Origin of the sequence: Brevundimonas sp., from assembly GCF_018608325.1 — a bacterium.
GTDB lineage: Bacteria > Pseudomonadota > Alphaproteobacteria > Caulobacterales > Caulobacteraceae > Brevundimonas.
The window spans coordinates 14,188-33,323 of the sequence record NZ_JABAZW010000038.1; the positions used below are offsets into that span (position 1 = coordinate 14,188).

The following is a 19,136-nucleotide window of genomic DNA, read 5'->3' on the forward strand; positions in this document are numbered from 1 at the left end:
GGAGACGGCGGCGCGTCTGCCGTCCGGCTCCGCCGTCATCTACCGGGCCTTTGGCGCAGAAGACGCGGTCCAGACGGGCCTGCGCCTGCGTCAGGCGACCGCTGAAGCGGGGGTTAGACTGCTGATCGGGCGCGACGCTGATCTGGCCGCAGCGGTAAAGGCTGACGGCCTGCACCTGCCAGAGCGTGAGGCGGATCGGGCGGCGAACATCCGCGCCGAACATCCCAGCTGGCTGCTGACCGCCGCCTGGCACGGCGCAGGCTCACCTCTGACGGACAATCTGGACGCCCTGATCCTGTCGCCGGTCTTTCCGGCAGGCGGCGCCTCTGCGGCTAAACCCGCGCTGGGCGTGGCGGCGTTTCAGGACAGGGTCAGGTCCGTCGCCGCGCCCGTCTATGCGCTGGGCGGCGTCAGTCCGCTGAATGCGGGGCAATTGCTGGGATCGGGCGCCTGCGGGCTGGCAGGCGTGGATGCGGTCCAGTCAGCGTTTCGCTGAAACCAGAACCGATCAGAACTTGAAGATGGTCTCCAGCCGGACGCGCGGCTGCGCACGGCTGTTGGTTTCCTGAGCGCGGGCCGGGTCAGATTCCGGCGATCCGACGGCGGCGGCGGCGCCGACGCGCAGGCGGTCGTTCAGGCGGTAATAGGCGCCCGCTTCGACATCGCCCCAGTCGGTTTCACGACCGACGGGCTGATTCAGGTTGAAGTCCAGGCTCCAGCGGCCGTTCTCATTCAGGCGCAGGCCACGGCGCGGGGCCGGGGTGTTGGGCTGTCCCGCCTGGGCGTCGGCCAGGGAAACACTGGGCGCACGGGTTTGCGATTGGGCGAGCACAGGCGTCGACACGGCGAGAACCGCCGTCGCAAACCCTGCTGCTATGATGCCGCCGAAACGCATTCCAGATCCTCAATGACCCCGCAAACCCGCGAGGCCGCACGCTTAACCGCCCCTTTACATGGGGACAGATGCGGCGATTAGACACCCGGGGTCCGGTCGGTCAACGCAGTCAGGCCTGCATATTTCCGATTCTTTTCATTGTTGCGCTGCGATGTGGCTCAAGCGTCACGGGAATTGGCCCAAAACGAGCCGATGTTCGTTCAATGGATCAGCGAACTGGCCAAACAGAGGCCCCTGCCCGCGACTTCGCCTTGTCATCGCCCCTTTTGACCGTGTTATAGAACCCTGCTGCGGTGCGGATCATGCAAAAGCCGTGCGCGTGCGGGCCGAGGGGCCCCCACGGTTCAGAGTTTACGGAGACTTCCTTGATGAGCCTCAACAAGGCCCTGGTTCGCGGCGTCGCCATCGCCCTGGTCTCGGGCGTCGCCCTTGCGGGCTGCTCCAGCATTCCATTCGTCGGCGGCAAGAAGAACGCGCCCAAGGCGAATGTGCAGCAGGGCATCGGCGTCAACGGCTATCTGTGGCGCGCCTCGCTCGACACCCTCAGCTTCATGCCGTTGATCACCGCTGACCCCTGGGGCGGCGTGATCAATTATGACTGGTACTCCAGCCCGCAGGCCCCGAACGAGCGGTTCAAGGCCACGGTCTTCATCCTGGACACCCGCCTTCGCGCCGATGCGCTGACGGTCACGGTGACCAAGGAAGTAAAGGGTGCGGACGGCCAGTGGACCACCGCCCCCGTCGCGGCCCAGACCGAATCCGATCTGGTCAACACCATCCTGACCAAGGCTCGCCAGCTTAACCTCGCCAACGCCGGCTAAGTCAGGCGCTCTTGTATGCTGGCGCCGACGCCTTCGGGCGGCTTGAGCGCCAGCCACTATTCTTCTTGGGGCGCGACCGCCCTTCGGGCTAGTTGAGCGCGAGGGCGCGTTAGCGTCCTCGCTGCTTTTCAGGATCCCCGTGGCCCGTTACGAACCCAAGACCGCCGAACCCCGCCAGCAAGCCCGCTGGTCGGACGCCAACGCCTTCGTGACGAAGGACACCGGCCGTTCGAAGTATTATGTTCTTGAAATGTTCCCCTACCCGTCCGGGAACATCCACATGGGTCACGCGCGCAACTATGTGATGGGCGACGTGGTCGCCCGCTCCAAGCGCGCCCAAGGGTTCGATGTTCTGCACCCGATGGGCTGGGACGCCTTCGGCATGCCGGCCGAAAACGCGGCCATGGAGCGCGGCATCCATCCCAAGGGCTGGACCTACGACAATATCGCCTCGATGCGGGATCAGCTGAAGCTGCTGGGCCTGTCGCTGGACTGGTCGCGTGAGTTCGCCACCTGCGACCCGGAATACTACGGCAAGCAGCAGGCCTGGTTCCTGGAGCTGTATCGGCGCGGTCTGGTCTATCGCAAGGACGGGGTCGTCAACTGGGACCCGGTCGACAATACGGTCCTGGCCAATGAACAGGTGATCGACGGGCGCGGCTGGCGTTCCGGCGCCCTGATCGAGAAGCGCAAGCTGAACCAGTGGTTCCTGCGCATCACCGACTATGCCGACGACCTGATCGACGGCCTGAAGGATCTGGACCGCTGGCCCGACAAGGTCCGCCTGATGCAGGAAAACTGGATCGGCCGATCCAAGGGTCTGCAGATGACCTGGAAATGGGCCGGTGACGCCCCTGCCGCATCGCCGGAAGGTCTGGAGATCTACACCACCCGCCCCGACACCCTGTTCGGCGCCTCCTTCATGGGCATCGCGCCCGACCACCCCATCGCCAAGGCTCTGGCCGAGGCCAACCCCGACGTCGCCGCCTTCGTCGCCGAATGCCGCAAGGGCGGCACCTCGCAAGCTGACATCGATCAGGCCGAGAAGATCGGCTGGGACACGGGCCTGAAGGCCGTCCACCCCTTCACCGGCGCCGAGGTTCCGGTCTGGATCGCCAACTTCATCCTGTCGGAATACGGCACGGGCGCCATCTTCGCCTGCCCTGCCCACGACCAGCGCGACCTGGACTTCGCCCGCAAATACGGCCTGCCGGTCACGACCGTGGTCCGCCCCGAAGGCGCTGGCGATGACTTCGCCGTCGGCGACGAGGCCTATACCGGCCCCGGCTCCATCTTCAATTCCGACTTCCTGAACGGTCTGGACATCGAAGCCGCCAAGGCCGAGTCCATCGGCCGCATCGAGGCCGCCGGAACCGGCAAGGGCGCGACCATCTATCGCCTGCGCGACTGGGGCGTTTCGCGCCAGCGTTACTGGGGCTGCCCCATCCCGATCATCCACTGCCCGTCCTGCGGGCCGGTGTCGGTGCCCGCCGAACAGCTGCCGGTCGTCCTGCCTGACGATGTCACCTTCGACGTGCCGGGCAACCCGCTGGACCGCCACGCGACGTGGAAACACGTCAAATGCCCGACGTGCGGCGCCGATGCGACGCGTGAGACGGACACCTTGGACACCTTCGTGGACTCCAGCTGGTATTTCGCCCGCTTCACCGATCCCAAGGCCGAGGCCCCGATCGACAAGGCCGCCGCCGACCGCTGGCTGCCGGTGGATCAGTATATCGGCGGCGTCGAACACGCGGTGCTGCACCTGCTCTACGCCCGCTTCATCACCCGCGCCCTGACGGATGCGGGCTTGATGAGCGTCAAGGAGCCGTTCGCGGGCCTGTTCACCCAGGGCATGGTCGTCCACGAGACCTATTTCGAAGGCCATGACGAGGTCGGCAAACCCCGCTGGGTCGAGCCGACCGACGTGCGGATCGAAACCATCGACGGCAAGCGGGTCGCCACCCGCCTGTCGAACGGCGCGGCCCTGACCATCGGCGACATCGAAAAGATGTCCAAGTCCAAGAAGAACGTCGTCGCGCCGCAGGAAATCCTGACCTCGCACGGCGCGGACGCCGGTCGTCTGTTCGTCCTGTCCGACAGCCCGCCCGAACGCGACATCCAGTGGACGCCGGGCGGCATTGAGGGCGCCAGCCGCTTTGTCCAGCGCACCTGGACCCTGTTCGACACCTATGACGCCGCCATCGAAGGCGATGAAAAGGCCAATGCCGAACTGATCCGTGAGACGCACAAGGCCATCAAGGCCGTGTCCGAGGGCGTCGAAGGCTTCCGCTTCAACTCCGCCATCGCCAAGCTGTATGCCTTCGTCGCCACTGTCCGCGACAACGCCAAGGCGGGCGGCGCGGCCAAGCGTCAGGCCCTGTCGGCCCTGGCCCGCCTGATCGCCCCCTTCACCCCGCACCTGGCCGAAGAAGCCTGGACGCGCCTTCACGCTGATATCGGGGGTGAGGACGGGATGGTTCTGGACGCACCGTGGCCTGTGTGGGACGCTGCGCTTGCAGCCGACGACGAGGTGGTCCTGCCCATCCAGATCAACGGCAAGCGCCGCGCGGAAATCCGCGTTGCGCGCGGCATGGAGCCCGCCGATGTCGAGGCCATTGTTCTGGCCGACGAGACCGTGCTGGCGCGTCTGGAGGGTCTGAGCGTGAAGAAGATCGTCGTGGTCAAGGACCGTATCGTCAATCTGGTGGCCGGCTGATGCGCGTCGTGGCGGTCTTTGCGGTTCTTACAGCCCTGGCCGTCTCGGCCTGCGGCTTCACGCCCATGTACGCCGAACCGGCGACGGGATCGGCCATGCGCCGCATCGCCGTCACCACTCAGGACGACCGTCTGGGCTACCGGCTGCGTGAGCAGCTGGAAGACGCCCTGGCCTGGGACCGCAGCGCCACGCCGCTGTACCGCCTGACCGCCACCGTCCAGCAGAGCCGCCGCTCTCTGGGCCGCCGCATCGACGACACCGCCACCCGTTATGAGCTGACGGTCAAGGCCACCTGGACCCTGATCCCGGCGGCGGGTGGAACGCCCCTCAGTGGCACGGAAACCGTCACCACGACCTACGCCAGCGATGACCAGCCCTATGCCGCCATCGCCGCCCAGCAGGACGGTGAGGAACGCGCGGCGTCCGAACTGGCCCGCCTGATCCGTCTGGACGTCATGCAGGCGCTTTCAGGCCAGTGAGCCGACTGTAATGATCCTCGCCAAACGCCCGGAAATCGAACGTTTCCTGAAGGCGCCGGACGCCGGTATCCGCGCAGCGGTGATCCACGGCAAGGACCGTTCGGGCGTCGCCGAACGGGCTGAAACCCTGTGCAAGACCGTCACGCCGGACCTGAACGACCCGTTCAACGTCACCGTCCTGACCGACAGCGACATCGATGGCGACGAAACCAAGCTGGAAGAAGCCCTGACGGCCATGTCCCTGATGGGCGGGCGTCGTCTGGTCCGTATCCGCCTGTCAACGATCAAGCCCGGCGTGGACAAGGCCGTCGCCGCCGCGCTCAAGATCCATGCGGCAGGCGGCTATAATCCCGACGCCATGATGGTGGTCGAGGCCGATCAGCTGGGTCGCGAATCCGCCCTGCGAAAGACCGCCGAAAAGGAAAACGGCGCGGTCGGCATCGTCTGCTACGAGGATGAAACCGGCGATGTGGCCCGCATGACGCGCGAGGCCCTGGCGGTGGACAAAGTCGGGCTGAATGCCGACGCCCTGGATCGTTTTGTCGCCCGCCTGCCCCGCGAACGCGGCCTGATGCGTCAGGAAATCGAGCGTCTGGCCCTGTTCATCGGCCCTGGATCAGGCCGCACCATCGGCCCGGAAGAGCTGGAACAGCATCTGGGCGTCGAACCTGACGCCTCCCTGTCCGATGCGGCGCTGCAGGCATTCGGCGGTCGGCCCGGCCCGGCCCAATCCGGCCTGCGACGCGCCTTTGCGGAGGGGGAATCCTCGGTTCTGGCCGTGCGTTCCGCGGCCATGCACTTGGGCCGCCTTCGCCGGATCAACATCCTGCAGGCCAATGGGGCCAGTTCGAAAGAGGCCGCAAAGGCCGCGGGCGTCTTCTGGAAACAGGAGGCGGAAATGCTGCGTCAGGCCCGCTCATGGCGGCTGGAGGCGCTGGACGAGGTGCTGGACAGCATCAACACCGCAGACGTCGCCACCAAGACGACCGGAATGCCGGATCAGCTGATCGCGGAACGTCTTTTGCTGGAAATCGCAGGCCGCGCGCGACGTCTGGGCCTGTAAAAGTCCCCATCCGCACTGCGAATGGGGACGACAAATCTTAGCCCCGCTTCGACGCCTTGCGGAATGCAGGCTTGGCCATGGCGACATTGCGCGCCGAGACGGTTTTTTCTTCAGCCTTGGCGCTCGGCTGGCCTGAGAATCCATGGCCAGCCTTGGCCTTCTTGGCGGCCAGGGCCTGTTTCAGCTTTTCGGCGGGGGTGAGCGTCGTTTCTTCAGTCATACGCTCACCCTAGCACGTGAAACCCCTCAGCCCCGCATCAATCGGCGGCACAGATCGTCCAACTGCTCCAGCGAGCCGTAACGAATGGTCAGTTCGCCCTTGCCGCTGCGGTCATTCAGTTCGACCTTCAGGCCCAGGGCGTCGGCCAGATCCTGCTGAAGGGCCACGACATCCGCCGAACCCTCCCCTGCCCGCGCCACAGCCTTGGCCTTGACCGGCTTGGGACCTTCGGTCGCACGACGCGCCAGAGCTTCGGTTTCCCGAACGCTCAGTCCGTCGACAAAGGCGATATCGGCCAGTTGGCTGGGGTCTGGCGTATTGATCAGCGCCCGCGCGTGACCCGCCGACAGCTTGCCCTCACGGACATAGAACAACACCCGCTCCGGCAGCTGCAGCAGGCGCATCATATTAGCGACATGGCTGCGGCTCTTGCCGACAACCCCCGCCACAGCGTCCTGGGTCCGCCCGAAACGGTCCATCAGAACGCGGTAAGCCTCGGCTTCTTCCAGCGGATTCAGATCGGCGCGCTGAACGTTTTCAACAATGGCGACCTCGAACACCTCAACGTCGTCCATCTCGTGAACAACGATCGGCACCTCGGTCAGACGCGCCGCCTGTGACGCGCGCCAGCGGCGCTCACCGGCGATAATCTGCCAGACGCCGTCTTCGCCCGGCTGGGTCCGCACCAGAATGGGCTGAAGCACGCCCTTGTCACGGATCGAGGCCGTCAACTCCTCAAGATCTTCCTGCCGGAAGGTCTTGCGCGGCTGATCCGGGTTCGGCTTGAGGCTCTCGATCGGCACGCGCTGCACGCCCGCCGGGACCGGGGCGTCAGGCGCGACCGGCGCCTCTGCATTCTCGCCCATCAATGCCGACAGGCCGCGGCCCAGACCTCTGTGTCGTTCAGCCAAGATACTGTTTCCGTTTCTTCTTCTAAAACTCAGGCGGCCAGCTTCAGGCGCTGGCGTTCGCGCTTCACGACTTCCTTGGCCAGACGCAGATAGGCCTGACTGCCCGCGCATTTCAGATCATAGATCAGCGCAGGCTTGCCGAAGGACGGCGCCTCGGCGACGCGGACGTTGCGGGGGATGACACTCTCATAGACCTTGTCGCCGAAATGGGCGCGCACATCATTGGCCACCTGTCCCGACAGGGCGCTGCGACGATCATACATGGTCAGAACCAGGCCCTGGATTTCCAGCGCCGGATTCAGGCTGTGCTTGACCATGTCGATGGTCCGCATCAACTGGCTAAGGCCTTCCAGCGCGAAGAACTCGCACTGCAGCGGCACCAGAACCGCATCTGACGCCGCCATGGCGTTCAGGGTCAGCAGGTTCAACGACGGTGGGCAGTCGATCAGCACATAGTCATACGCGGTAGGGCCGTCATCATGCGCGCGCAGGGCGTCACGCAGGCGATAAGACCGGCGATCCGCCTGACTCAATTCGATCTCGACGCCCGACATGTCGGCGTCCGCCGGAACGATCCAGAGGCCGGGAACCGTCGTCTGAACGGCGGCATCCTCGATGGAACGCTGGTCCACAACCACGTCATAGATGGTGACCCGTCGTGTTTCACGTGGAACACCCAGACCGGTGGAGGCATTCCCCTGCGGGTCCATGTCCACGATCAGAACGCGCTCGCCAATGGCGGCAAGGGCGGTTCCCAGGTTGATGGCGGTCGTCGTCTTGCCGACTCCCCCCTTCTGATTTGACACGGCGAGAACTCGGGCAGGCTTTTTAGCGGGCACGTCGAAGGCTCCGGACTGTCACGATACGGCCTCGCGCATCGCTCTGCGACTGGGCCAGTTCAGCTTGGAAATGCCAGGATTTCCGGGCTTCGATCAACTCAGATTCCGCCTTCTCCCCCTTCAGAAACAGACCTTGTGCACCCCTTTCGAAGTAGGGCTGTGCATAACCCAGCAGCTTATCCATAGGCGCCACAGCCCGCGCTGTAACGATGTCACACCGCACCTTCTGCTCCTCGGCGCGCCCGTTAAGAACTGTCGCCGGGAGCGACAGCGCGTTAACGATCTCCTGCAGGAAGCGGCAGCGTTTCCCCAGACTGTCGATCAGCCAGACATGCGCCCCTTCCCTGCCCTTCAGCAGGATCGTCAGCACGACGCCCGGAAAGCCGACCCCTGCACCCAGATCAGCCCAGGTCAGGGCGTCGGGCGCACGGGTCAGCAACTGGGCGCTGTCCCAGGCATGGCGGTTCCAGAAGTCCGGCAGGCTGTCAGGACCAACCAGATTCATCACTTCGTTGGCTTCCGCCAGACGGATGCGAAACACTTCCAGATCCGCCATCTGCTCCGGCGTCGCATTGGTCTTTTGCTGGAAGATGGCCTTCTCAGTCTCCAGGCTCATGCCGCCACCGTCGTACGCGGCGCACGTTTCACGTGGGACAACAAAGCCGTTAGGGCACCCGGCGTCATGCCCTCGATCCGTCCGGCCTGTCCGAGCGTGCGCGGGCGAATGCGGATCAGCTTGTCCTTCACCTCGTTCGACAGACCGCCAATCGCGCCATAGTCTAGGTCGGCGGGAAGGAGCAACTCCTCCTCCGTGCGCAAGGCCTCCGCGTCCGTCGCCTGACGGTCCAGATAGTTGGCGTAGCCCGCGTCGATCTCGACCTGCTCCCTCACCTCTGCGCTCCAGTCAGCGGTGTCCGGGCAGGCCATGATGAAGTTATCCAACGTCACATCGGGGAAGGCCAGAAGCTCACGCATCGAGCGACGACGACCATCGGCATTCACCGGAATGCCCAGCGCATTCGCCTCCTTGGGCGTGAACAGGGTTTCACGTGAAACAGAACTGGCCTTGGAAAGTTCGGCCGCCTTGGCCTCAAACCGCAGACGGCGCGCCTCCGACACTATGCCCAATGAGATGGCCAGACCGGTCAACCGTTGGTCCGCATTGTCTGCCCGCAGGCTCAGACGGTATTCGGCGCGACTGGTGAACATGCGATACGGCTCGGTCACACCGCGCGTCACCAGGTCGTCGATCATCACGCCGATATAGGCCTGGTCCCGCCCGAAGACGACCGGCTCCAAGCCCGAGGCCGAACGCGCCGCATTCAGGCCCGCCATCAGTCCCTGAGCCGCCGCCTCTTCATATCCGGTCGTGCCGTTGATCTGGCCTGCCAGATAGAGGCCAGCACGCTTCTTCACTTCCAGCGTCGGGCTAAGTTCGCGCGGATCAACGTAGTCGTATTCGATGGCGTAGCCGTAGCGGAACACCTCAACGGCCTCCAGACCCGGAATAGTCCGCAGGAAGGCCAGTTGCGTCGCCTCGCTGACCGAGGTCGAAATCCCGTTGGGATAGACAGTCGGATCATCCAGCCCCTCCGGTTCCAGGAAGATCTGGTGGCTGGTTTTGTCCGCGAACCGGACCACCTTGTCCTCGATCGAAGGGCAGTAGCGGGGGCCGATCCCTGAGACCTTTCCGCCATATACCGCGCTCTCGTCCAGGTTCTCGGCAATAATCCGGTGCGTCTCGGCCGTCGTGTGGGTCACGCCACAGGCGATCTGCGGCACCGTGATCTGGTCCGTTAGGAAGGAGAAGGCCGAAGGGGATGCATCCGCATCCTGCATCTCCAGACGGTCCCAGGCGATGGTGCGGCCGTCCAGACGCGCAGGCGTGCCGGTCTTCAGCCGCCCCATCATCAGATCTGCCGCATGCAGATCAGCGGCCAGTCCGGTGGACGGCGCCTCGCCATGACGGCCCGCAGGGATGCGCTCATCCCCCCGATGGATCACCCCGTTCAGGAAGGTGCCGGTTGTCAGGACAACGGCGGAGGCATGGACCGTCTCCCCTGCCCCGGTCCTAACCCCGATCACGCGGTCGCCATTCAGGATCAGGCTCTCTGCCGTGTCTGCCATCAGGGTCAGGTTCGGCGTCTGGGCCAGTTCGGCCTGCATGGCTTCACGGTACAGACGACGGTCAATCTGACTGCGCGGGCCGCGCACAGCGGCGCCCTTGGAACGGTTCAGCAGACGGAACTGGATGCCCGACACATCAGCCAGACGCCCCATGATCCCGTCCATGGCGTCGATCTCACGAACCAGATGCCCCTTGCCCAGACCGCCGATGGCCGGGTTGCACGACATCTCGCCGATGGTCTCCAGCTTCTGGGTCAGCAGGATGGTGCGCGCACCCGCGCGAGCAGAGGCCGCAGCGGCCTCACAGCCGGCGTGACCGCCGCCGATGACCACAACGTCACAGGTGATTTCGATTGGGGAGTTCATCTGCGCCACATAGTGCAATTGGGCGCTTTTCGCCAGCAGTCGAGACGGCCTCAGTTCAGCGAACATGGGTCATACCGACTGTTTCACGTGAAACAGCGGTATGGCTAAATCACTTTCCAATGCAGAAGGTTGAGAAGACCTGGCCCAGAATATCCTCAACCCCGATAGCGCCCGTCACACGCGACAGGGCACCCGCTGCACGACGCAGATCATCGCCCGCCATTTCCGGCGCCAGGTAAAGAGCCGCCAGCGCTGCCTCTACCCCTGAAAGCGCCTCCGTCAGACGCAGTCGGTGGCGTTCGCGCGTTATGGCCGGGAAGTCCGCCCCTGACAGATCACGGGCCAATCGGGCGGCGATCCAGTCGTGCAGATCGGACAGGCCCTGCCCGCTCTGGGTGCTGACCGACAGGCTGTCGAAGCCCTCAGTCACTGTCAAAGCACCGAGGTCCGCCTTGTTGGCGACGACCAGATCGCCGGGCTGGACATAGTCGGCGGCCACGCCTTGCGGGTCACCCGGCGCCCGAACCCACAGACGCAGGTCCGCCTGTTCGGCACGCAAACGCGCACGGCGCACGCCCTCGGCCTCAACCAGATCGTCGCTGTCGCGCAGACCGGCCGTGTCGGACAAGGTCACAGCATAGCCGCCGATGACCAGATCTGCGTCCAGCACATCCCGTGTCGTGCCGGCGATAGGGGTGACGATGGCCGCTTCACGCGCGACCAGGGCGTTGAACAGGGATGACTTGCCTGCGTTGGTTTCGCCGATCAGGACGATGCGATAGCCGTCTCTAACCCGCTCCCCTCGCCGTCCGGTATCCACGGCGCGGCGCAGATCATCGGCCAAGCGGGTCAGGACGGGACCGGCGGTTCGGGCCAGATTGTCGGGAACTTCCTCATCCGGGAAGTCGATCTCGGCCTCGACCAGAGCCAGGGCGTGCAGCAGATCGCGGCGGAAACCGGCGTAGGTTTCGCTGAGCCTGCCGTCCAACTGCCCCAAGGCCTGCTTGGCCTGAGCCGCTGTTTCTGCGTCGATCAGGTCGGCGACAGCCTCAGCCTGAGCCAGGTCCATGCGCCCGTTCTGGAAGGCGCGGCGGGTGAACTCGCCGGGTTCGGCCGGACGAACACCCCGAGCGATCAGGGCATGGCTGGCCGCCTCGATCACGGCGCGCCCACCATGCAGATGCAGTTCCGCCGAGTCCTCGCCGGTGTAGGAATGGGGGCCGACGAAGCGCAGGACCAGAGCCTGATCGATGTGCTGCCCCGCATGGGTCAGGTCACGCACCGAGGCCATTCTGGGTTTCACGTGCAACGCGCCCAGCCCCGTCAGTGTCGCCTCGACCTGCGGGCCGGACAGGCGGATGACGGCGATCGCCCCGCGGCCGGGAGGCGTCGCGAGGGCGAAGATGGTGTCGTTTGTCATGATCTGGATCTCTCCTCTCCCTGCACTGGAGAGGTGGTGCGGCGCCTTAGCAGCGCCGTGACAGCAGAGGTCCGAATGCCGGAAAACCTCTCTGTCGGTTCACGGTCCCCCTCCCCATCCGCGATGGGGAGGAGACGCCGCGTCGTCATTTTACGGCGGCTTCCATCAGGCGACGGAACTGGTCCTGAGCCTGAAGGCCAAAGCTGGTCCAGGTCTTCATCAGTTCTTCCGGCTGCATGGCCGCGACATTGGCCTTCATCCGTTCCTGCATTTCCGCGACCATCGCCTCGTTCAACGGGGTCACATCGGGCAGGCCGAGAAAGGCGCGCGCCTCGGCGGGGGTGCAATCGATCTCGACCTGGACCTTCATCAGAACCGCTCCTGTTTCACGTGAAACGCCCGAAGGCGATCAGGTGTTCATCGACTGGAAGAAGTCCGCGTTGTTCTTGGACTGGCGCAGCTTGTCGAGCAGGAACTCGATCGCGTCCTGCGGACCCATCGGGTTGAGGATGCGGCGCAGGACATAGGTCTTGGCCAACTGGTCCTTCGGCGTGATGAGGTCTTCCTTGCGGGTGCCGGACTTGAGCACGTCGATGGCGGGGAAGATACGCTTGTCGGCGACCTTGCGGTCTAGCACGATTTCCGAGTTACCGGTGCCCTTGAACTCTTCAAAGATCACCTCGTCCATGCGGCTGCCGGTGTCGATCAGGGCCGTGGCGATGATGGTCAGCGAACCGCCCTGCTCCACATTACGCGCGGCGCCGAAGAAGCGCTTGGGACGTTGCAGGGCGTTGGCGTCGACACCACCGGTCAGCACCTTGCCCGACGACGGGACGGTGGCGTTGTAGGCGCGGCCCAGACGGGTGATGGAGTCCAGCAGGATCACAACGTCCTTCTTGTGCTCGACCAGACGCTTGGCCTTTTCAATCACCATTTCGGCGACGGCGACGTGGCGGGTGGCGGGCTCGTCGAAGGTGGAGGCGACGACCTCGCCCTTCACGGTACGCTGCATGTCGGTGACTTCTTCCGGGCGTTCGTCGATCAGCAGGACGATCAGGAAGACTTCGGGGTGATTGCGTTCGATCGACTTGGCGATGTTCTGCAGCATCACCGTCTTACCCACGCGCGGCGGGGCGACGATCAGACAGCGCTGGCCCTTGCCCAGCGGCGCGACGATGTCGATGACGCGGCCCGAACGGTCCTTCAGGGTCGGGTCCTGGATTTCCATGTGCAGCCGCTCCTCGGGATAGAGGGGCGTCAGGTTGTCGAACAGGACCTTGGTCTTGACCAGCTCCGGGTCTTCCAGATTGATCGTGTCGACCTTCAACAGGGCGAAGTAACGTTCGCCCTCACGCGGGCCGCGCACGGCGCCGTGGACGGTGTCGCCCGAGCGCAGGCCGAAGCGGCGGATCTGCGACGGCGAGACATAGATGTCGTCCGGGCCGGGCAGATAGTTGGCGTCGGGGCTGCGCAGGAAGCCGAAGCCGTCCGGCAGGATCTCCAGAACCCCGTCGGCGATGATCTCGACTTCTTCGTCGGCCAGCGCCTTCAGGATGGCGAACAGTAGGTCCTGCTTGCGCAGATTTGAGGCGTTCTCGACTTCCAGCTGTTCGGCGAAGGCGACCAGATCCGCCGGCGTCTTCTCGTTCAGTTCCGCCAGAGTGATGCGGCCGTTCGGCACGACGGGATCGCCGTCTTCTTCATCCTCGACCGTGGTGTCCACGCCGGAATCGGCGCCCGCCGCTTCGCCAGCTTCATGCTCGGCGCCGTGGTGCTGAGGCTCCAGGGCTTCGGTCTCGGGGGTGTCGTTGTCGCTGGCGTCGGTCATGATGCAGGCTCGCGGTCACACGCACGGAGATCGTGCGGCGTCAGGTCTTCTGGGAATGTCTGGCCGTAGGGCCGAAGGGAGGTGCGGCGGGTTCCCGCAGGTCAAACCGGCAGGCGTCGCAAAAAGAGAGGGACCGCCGACAGGGCCGAACGGTTCACCGCCAGCGGAACCACAGGCGCGGTGTCAGGTCAAGTAAGGACTCTGACGTCTCCCTACAAAGGCTCCAAGCCATTTTCCAACTAATGCGCTTGCTGTTTATCGTAAGCCGAACGCCACGCCTCAAGAACATTAGGGTCTACAAGTCGATCTAGCGCCGTCGTCGTAAAAACCGAGTTGGCAGTCGTTTCTTCATCAAACGCATAGACCATGAAATACCCGTCGGCATTCTCGTCCAATGCGTCCAACGCCGGATTCGCTCCACACAAAAAACCCGTGTGTTGAATTCGAATTCGGTGCTTCACATCAGGGCCCTTAATCTGCAGCACCGGCGCCAGAACCGCTCTGCGCCCACGCGAACCTCTGCCGAGCGCGACAGTTCCTTTGGATTCCACCCGTGCGATGAAGATCGTCGCCGCCGAGCTCCAATCGCTGATCTGGCTATCCAGAATCCGTTGTTTCCATTCCGCATCGATTTGTGCGGTCGTCATCCAGGGTGGCGGCGGAGGCGGCGGGGTGCAGGCAAAAACCTCATATGCGGCGGTCAAAACGAAGAGGGCCGATAAGCTGCCGAACACCATCTGCAATGATTTGCGCAAATCAGACCCTCCTCGTTTTCACAGCAACGTCTTAACGCAGGGTCCACTCCGTCGTCACTGACAGGACCATGATGATGGCCAGAACGAAGGGGATCTCGTTCGTCATACGCCAGAACTTGCCGGAGTATTTCGACGTGCCCGCCGCGATCTTCTTGCGCTGGGCGGCCAGGAACCCGTGCCAACCGAACAGCAGGAAGACCCCGACCAGCTTGGTGATCATCCACGGCTCATGGGCGAACGACCAGTCGGCGCCCTGCCCGCTTCTGAGCCAGAACAGCCAGGCGCCGAAGATGAAGGCCAGGATCATGGCCGGGTTGACGATGATGCGCAGAAGCCGCGTCTGCCAGGTGCGCAGCAGGGCCTGCATCTCGCTTTTCAGCGGTTCGGGCTTGCCGTTCTGTTCGGCGTCATAGGCATAGAGACGCGGCAGGAACAGCAGCCCCGCCATCCAGGCGACGACCGCCAGAATGTGCAGGCCCCGGACCAGATCATAGGTGTTCACGCCGCATTGCTCCCCTGACAGCTTGCGCCCTGACGCGGGCAGGACTTCCAGCCCGCCTTGCAGCCCGCGCCCTGCGGTTCGACGCCGGTATGGCCCAGCGCCTGCTGCGCCGCATCCGCCAGCGCCGCGATGAAGGCGGGACGCACGCCAACCGCTGGCGCGCGCAGATAAGGACTGGCCCCTTTTTCATGGGCCAGTTCCGCATATTCGATATCCAGCTCGACCAGGGTCTCGATATGCTCGGAGACAAAGGCGGTCGGGACCACCACCACCCCCAGACCGTCGCAGCCCGCCGCCTCGATGGCCTCGGGCGTCGAGGGGCCAAGCCATTTCATCGGCCCGACGCGGCTCTGGTAACAGATGGCGTGGTCGATCGGCCCGCGCCGCGCCTCGACAGCAGCGACCACGGCGGCGACCGTCGTCTCGACCTGTTCCTGATAGGGATCGCCCTTGCTGGTCACCAGCTTCTCAGGGATGCCGTGCGCCGAGAACAGCACCCGCACGGGAGCATCGCCCGCCGCATCCAGTTTTTCGCAGACGCCATCGGCCTGAGCCTCGATCCAGCCCGGCGCGTCGGGATAGCAGCAGACGGCGCGGCTGACGCCGGAGCCTGCATAAACGGCGTTCCATGCCTTGAGCGAGGACTGGGTCGTCGTGGTCGAATACTGCGGATAGAGGGGCAGAAGGACCACTTCGTCCGGCCCATAGACCGCGACATCGGCCGCCGTCTCCTCGGTCAGAGGATGCCAGTAGCGCATGGCGATAAAGACGCGGACCTCGTCGTCCGACAGACGGTCGTTCAGCACCGCCTCGAGCGCCTGGGCCTGCCGCTGGGTTTCAGGCAAGAGAGGCGAGCCGCCACCCATCAGGCGATAATTGGCCTGAGCCGCCGCCTCTCGACGGCTGGAGATCAGACGGGCCAGAGGCATGCGTGCGAACCCCGGCAGGCCGATGATGGCCGGGTCATTGAACAGGTTGAACAGGAAGGGTTTGACTGAAGGCTGATCGTCCGGCCCGCCCAGATTGAACAGGACGACGGCGATGCGCCGCCCCTTCAGCCCGCCTGCATCTCTGTCCGCTCCGCTCATTGCGCGCCGATCCGTTTCAGAACCTGTTCGACATGGCTGATCGGCACGTCCGGCAGGATGCCGTGGCCCAGGTTGAAGACCCACGGCCCCTGCCCCCAGGCTTCCAGCAGCTGATCGACGCGGCGGTCCAGCATGTCGCCGCCCGCGCGCAGCAGCAGCGGGTCCAGAGCGCCCTGGATCGGCTTAATCTGCTGCACCCGTTTGCCGACCTCCAGAGGACAGGCGGTGTCCAGCGCGACGGCGTCCACCTCGACCTGTTCCGCATATCGCTCTGCAAGCGCCGCAGAGCCGCGTGGGAAGCCGATCAGGGGCACGGTGACCCCCAGCTCCCGCGTGCGCTTCACAAGCGCCTGGTGAGGCTTCAGGACCAGACGTTCGAACAGATCATCGGGGAGCCCTTCGGCCCAGCTCTCGAAGATCTTGAGCACCTGAGCGCCCGCGTCGGCCTGCATCTTCAGATAACGGGCGCTAGCCTCGACCAGAACCTCCAGCGTCTCATCGACCCGTTTCGGATCGGCATAGGCATAGGTGCGGGCCTGGGCGCGTTCACCCTTGCCGATCGTGCGGTGCTCACCGTCCAGCATATAGGTCGCCACCGTCCAGGGCGCTCCGGCGAAACCGATCAGCGCGCGCTCAGGCTCCAGCGCCGCCCGCACGATGGACAGGGTCTGGCCCACCGCGGACAGATGCTCGCCCGCAGAGGCCGCCAGTTCGGCCATTCGTCCCGGAGGCGGCATTTCGCCCAGTCTGGGCCCCTCGCCGGCCTCGAACCAGACGTCCTGCCCCAAGGCGCGGGGGATCAGCAGAATGTCGGCGAAGACGATGGCCGCATCGAAACCGAAACGCCGCATGGGCTGAAGCGTAGCCTCGGCCGCCATCTCGGGGTTCAGACAGAAGGCGATGAAGTCGGGCGCCTCTGCACGCAGGCGACGATACTCAGGCAGGTAACGTCCCGCCTGGCGCATGAACCAGACCGGCGGACGGTCCAACGTCTCTCCCCGGAGAGCCCGGATCATCAGGGGCGTCTGGTCGTGTGTCTGGGTCTGATCGGTCATGCCTGGACGATTAAGGTCACAGCCCCCTGCTCTCAATCCCTAATCAAAATAAGAATTAAAAGATTCGTAGAGGTAGGTAGGGCCGTGGAAACCCGGGGAAGACTCACAAGTCACCCACGGAACAAAAGCGGATATCCACGAGCTGAAAATACTTAACGGGGATGCAGACCGATGCTATCCCGGGGGTGGATAATCCTTAACAAGGTCTTAATTCTCCAGGCTTTGCGGGACGCCAGCCTGTGAACGCGGTTAAGGGGCGTTAACCTCTCATTAGTTTTTCCACAATCGAGGGGAAACTGGATATCCGCCTTGGGATGAATGAGGCGCCAGCGGACGATACCGCCCACCATCATCCACGCTCGCCGCCTGATGGATCAGCGGCTATGGAGAACGGCGCCCCGGCTGAACCGGTTCGCCCCCACCCTTTCCACAGGGACCGGCCACAGGACCGGACTGTTTTGAATGAGCCCTTCAAGACCCCATCGTCTGGCGACCTATTTCCACGTCCATCTGGTGTCGGACTCGACCGGCGAGACGCTGAACGCCATGGCCAAGGCGGTGACGGCCCGTTTCGACGGCGTGATCCCCATCGAACACATCTATGCGCTGGTCCGCTCCGAGAAGCAGATGGACCGGGTGCTGGAGGAAGTGGCTTCGGCGCCGGGCGTGGTTCTGCATACTCTGGTGGACCGCGACCTGCGCGAACAGCTGGAGGAAGGCTGCCGTCGGCTGGACATGCCGCAGATCGGGGCGCTGGACCCGCTGGTCGGGGCCATGTCGCGCTATCTGGGGGCGGCCCTGTCGTCGCGCGTCGGCGCCCAGCACACGCTGGACCATGACTATTTCAACCGCATCTCGGCCCTGGATTTCGCCATGGCCTATGACGACGGCCAGGGCACGCTGGAGCAGCTGGAAGGCGCAGACGTCGTGCTGTGCGGGGTCAGCCGGACGTCCAAGACCCCGACCTGCATCTATCTGGCCCACCGCGGCATCCGCGCCGCCAATGTGCCGCTGGTGCCGGGACAGGAGGACGGCGAACGCCTGACCCAGTTGAAGAAGCCGCTGGTCATCGGCCTGACGGTGTCGCCGGACCGGCTGATCCAGATCCGACGCAACCGCATCGACAATCTGAACGCCAACCAGACCTCGTCCTATACGGATCAGGACGCGGTGCGTGAGGAAACGATCAAGGCGCGTCGCGCCTTCGAACGACGCGGCTGGCCCACCATCGACGTGACCCGCCGCTCGGTCGAGGAGACGGCGGCGGCCATCACCAATCTGCTCAGCGAGCATCGCAACCACAGGATCGGGACTACCTGGTGAGTAAGGAAAAACTGGTGCTGGCGTCCAAGAGCGCCGCACGCCGCGCCATGCTGGAAAACGCCGGGGTGGCGTTCGAGGTCCGGGTTGCGGGCGTCGACGAGGATGCGATCAAGGCCCAATCGGGCGATCTGGATGCGGCGGCGATGGCGGTGCGGCTGGCTGAGGCCAAGGCCCTGGCCGTGTCGCGTGACGATGAGGCGGCCTGGGTGCTGGGCTCGGACCAGACCCTGGCGTTTGACGGCGGCCTGATCTCCAAGGCGCCGACGCTGGATGCGGCGCGCGAGCGGCTGAAATCCATGCGGGGCAAGACCCATCACCTGCATTCCGGCGCGGCCCTGGCGGTCAAGGGACAGGTGGTCTGGTCCGGCGTCGATACTGTGCAGATGCGGATGCGGGATTTCTCGGACGCCTTCCTCGACGCCTATCTGGCGGCGGAGGGTGAGGTGCTGCTGAGCTGCGTCGGCTCCTATCGTCTGGAAGGGCTGGGTTCGCAGCTGTTCGAGGCGGTGGACGGCGACTATTTCACCGTTCTGGGCCTGCCCCTGTGGCCGGTGCTGGCCGAACTGCGCCGTGCAGGAGTGCTGGCGGCATGAGCAGGCAGATCATTACGGGCGCGGCCCTGTTGGGCGGCATCGCCGGACAGCCGGTCGCCCATTCCCTCAGCCCCATCATCCACAACGCCTGGCTGGCGGCGGGCGGCATCGACGGCGCTGGCAGCTTCACCC

General features: G+C 64.7%; 20 protein-coding genes and 1 pseudogene. 8 read left to right on the forward strand and 13 right to left on the reverse strand.

What is annotated here, in order from left to right; genetic code table 11:
- Window positions 1-496, forward strand: a 496-nt coding sequence (locus QZ281_RS04205; RefSeq protein WP_292225077.1) for a thiamine phosphate synthase, incomplete at its 5' end; no start/stop codon positions are given.
- Between the two features lie 12 nt (window positions 497-508).
- Here QZ281_RS04205 and QZ281_RS04210 read toward each other — a convergent pair.
- Entirely contained in the window at window positions 509-895 is a 387-nt protein-coding gene (locus tag QZ281_RS04210; protein ID WP_292225079.1) for an NtrZ family periplasmic regulatory protein, read from the reverse strand.
- 368 nt (window positions 896-1,263) lie between these two features.
- On the opposite strand from QZ281_RS04210, the gene QZ281_RS04215 reads away from it, so the two are divergent.
- The 4 genes from QZ281_RS04215 to holA all read left to right on the forward strand — a co-directional run bounded on the left by QZ281_RS04215 (window position 1,264) and on the right by holA (window position 5,977).
- Complete coding sequence (locus QZ281_RS04215) at window positions 1,264-1,716, forward strand: DUF3576 domain-containing protein (protein ID WP_292225081.1); 453 nt, start codon at window positions 1,264-1,266, stop codon at window positions 1,714-1,716.
- 139 nt (window positions 1,717-1,855) lie between these two features.
- Entirely contained in the window at window positions 1,856-4,435 is a 2,580-nt protein-coding gene (gene leuS / locus QZ281_RS04220) for a leucine--tRNA ligase (protein ID WP_292225082.1), read from the forward strand.
- Complete coding sequence (lptE, locus tag QZ281_RS04225; RefSeq protein WP_292225085.1) at window positions 4,435-4,914, forward strand: LPS assembly lipoprotein LptE; 480 nt, start codon at window positions 4,435-4,437, stop codon at window positions 4,912-4,914. The genes leuS and lptE overlap by 1 nt, the downstream gene beginning before the upstream one ends.
- A 10-nt stretch (window positions 4,915-4,924) precedes the next feature.
- On the forward strand, window positions 4,925-5,977 hold the full coding sequence (holA, locus tag QZ281_RS04230; protein WP_292225086.1) for a DNA polymerase III subunit delta: 1,053 nt from the start codon (window positions 4,925-4,927) through the stop codon (window positions 5,975-5,977).
- 37 nt (window positions 5,978-6,014) lie between these two features.
- On the opposite strand, the gene QZ281_RS04235 is transcribed toward holA, so the two are convergent.
- The 12 genes from QZ281_RS04235 to hemE form a co-directional block, all read right to left on the reverse strand.
- Window positions 6,015-6,197, reverse strand: a complete 183-nt coding sequence (locus QZ281_RS04235) for a hypothetical protein (protein ID WP_292225089.1) — start codon at window positions 6,195-6,197, stop codon at window positions 6,015-6,017.
- 26 nt (window positions 6,198-6,223) lie between these two features.
- Window positions 6,224-7,108, reverse strand: coding sequence for a ParB/RepB/Spo0J family partition protein (locus QZ281_RS04240; RefSeq protein ID WP_292225090.1), 885 nt, complete (start codon window positions 7,106-7,108; stop codon window positions 6,224-6,226).
- Window positions 7,109-7,137: 29 nt separating this feature from the next.
- The gene (locus QZ281_RS04245) at window positions 7,138-7,947 is read right to left on the reverse strand and encodes a ParA family protein (protein ID WP_292225092.1); all 810 of its coding nucleotides are present in this window, start codon (window positions 7,945-7,947) and stop codon (window positions 7,138-7,140) included.
- A complete protein-coding gene (rsmG, locus tag QZ281_RS04250) occupies window positions 7,937-8,563 on the reverse strand; it encodes a 16S rRNA (guanine(527)-N(7))-methyltransferase RsmG (RefSeq protein ID WP_292225093.1) in 627 nt (208 codons plus the stop codon). Before rsmG ends, QZ281_RS04245 begins: the two co-directional genes overlap by 11 nt.
- Entirely contained in the window at window positions 8,560-10,440 is a 1,881-nt protein-coding gene (gene mnmG / locus QZ281_RS04255) for a tRNA uridine-5-carboxymethylaminomethyl(34) synthesis enzyme MnmG (RefSeq protein WP_292225122.1), read from the reverse strand. The genes rsmG and mnmG overlap by 4 nt, the downstream gene beginning before the upstream one ends.
- 109 nt (window positions 10,441-10,549) lie before the next feature.
- Complete coding sequence (gene mnmE, locus QZ281_RS04260) at window positions 10,550-11,860, reverse strand: tRNA uridine-5-carboxymethylaminomethyl(34) synthesis GTPase MnmE (RefSeq protein WP_292225096.1); 1,311 nt, start codon at window positions 11,858-11,860, stop codon at window positions 10,550-10,552.
- A 145-nt stretch (window positions 11,861-12,005) separates the two neighbouring features.
- Window positions 12,006-12,230, reverse strand: a complete 225-nt coding sequence (locus QZ281_RS04265; RefSeq protein ID WP_292225100.1) for a DUF6489 family protein — start codon at window positions 12,228-12,230, stop codon at window positions 12,006-12,008.
- A 39-nt stretch (window positions 12,231-12,269) separates the two neighbouring features.
- Window positions 12,270-13,688 (reverse strand): transcription termination factor Rho, encoded by a 1,419-nt coding sequence (gene rho / locus QZ281_RS04270; protein WP_292225103.1) that lies wholly within the window; start codon window positions 13,686-13,688, stop codon window positions 12,270-12,272.
- Window positions 13,689-13,927: 239 nt separating this feature from the next.
- Entirely contained in the window at window positions 13,928-14,443 is a 516-nt protein-coding gene (locus QZ281_RS04275; RefSeq protein WP_292225105.1) for a hypothetical protein, read from the reverse strand.
- A 31-nt stretch (window positions 14,444-14,474) separates the two neighbouring features.
- The gene (locus tag QZ281_RS04280; RefSeq protein ID WP_292225108.1) at window positions 14,475-14,945 is read right to left on the reverse strand and encodes a CopD family protein; all 471 of its coding nucleotides are present in this window, start codon (window positions 14,943-14,945) and stop codon (window positions 14,475-14,477) included.
- Window positions 14,942-16,033 (reverse strand): ferrochelatase, encoded by a 1,092-nt coding sequence (gene hemH / locus QZ281_RS04285; RefSeq protein ID WP_292225110.1) that lies wholly within the window; start codon window positions 16,031-16,033, stop codon window positions 14,942-14,944. Before hemH ends, QZ281_RS04280 begins: the two co-directional genes overlap by 4 nt.
- The gene (gene hemE / locus QZ281_RS04290; protein ID WP_292225114.1) at window positions 16,030-17,088 is read right to left on the reverse strand and encodes a uroporphyrinogen decarboxylase; all 1,059 of its coding nucleotides are present in this window, start codon (window positions 17,086-17,088) and stop codon (window positions 16,030-16,032) included. Before hemE ends, hemH begins: the two co-directional genes overlap by 4 nt.
- Window positions 17,089-17,550: 462 nt before the next feature.
- Between hemE and QZ281_RS04295 the strand changes: the two genes are divergently transcribed.
- From QZ281_RS04295 to QZ281_RS04305, 3 genes and pseudogenes are all read left to right on the forward strand, one after another.
- The gene (locus tag QZ281_RS04295) at window positions 17,551-18,411 is read left to right on the forward strand and encodes a pyruvate, water dikinase regulatory protein (RefSeq protein ID WP_292225118.1); all 861 of its coding nucleotides are present in this window, start codon (window positions 17,551-17,553) and stop codon (window positions 18,409-18,411) included.
- Window positions 18,408-19,004: a nucleoside triphosphate pyrophosphatase gene (locus QZ281_RS04300; protein ID WP_292225120.1), complete on the forward strand. Its 597-nt coding sequence runs from the start codon at window positions 18,408-18,410 to the stop codon at window positions 19,002-19,004. The genes QZ281_RS04295 and QZ281_RS04300 overlap by 4 nt, the downstream gene beginning before the upstream one ends.
- Window positions 19,001-19,136 (forward strand): annotated as a pseudogene (locus QZ281_RS04305) (hypothetical protein); the annotation flags it as partial. The gene QZ281_RS04300 and the pseudogene QZ281_RS04305, both read left to right, overlap by 4 nt.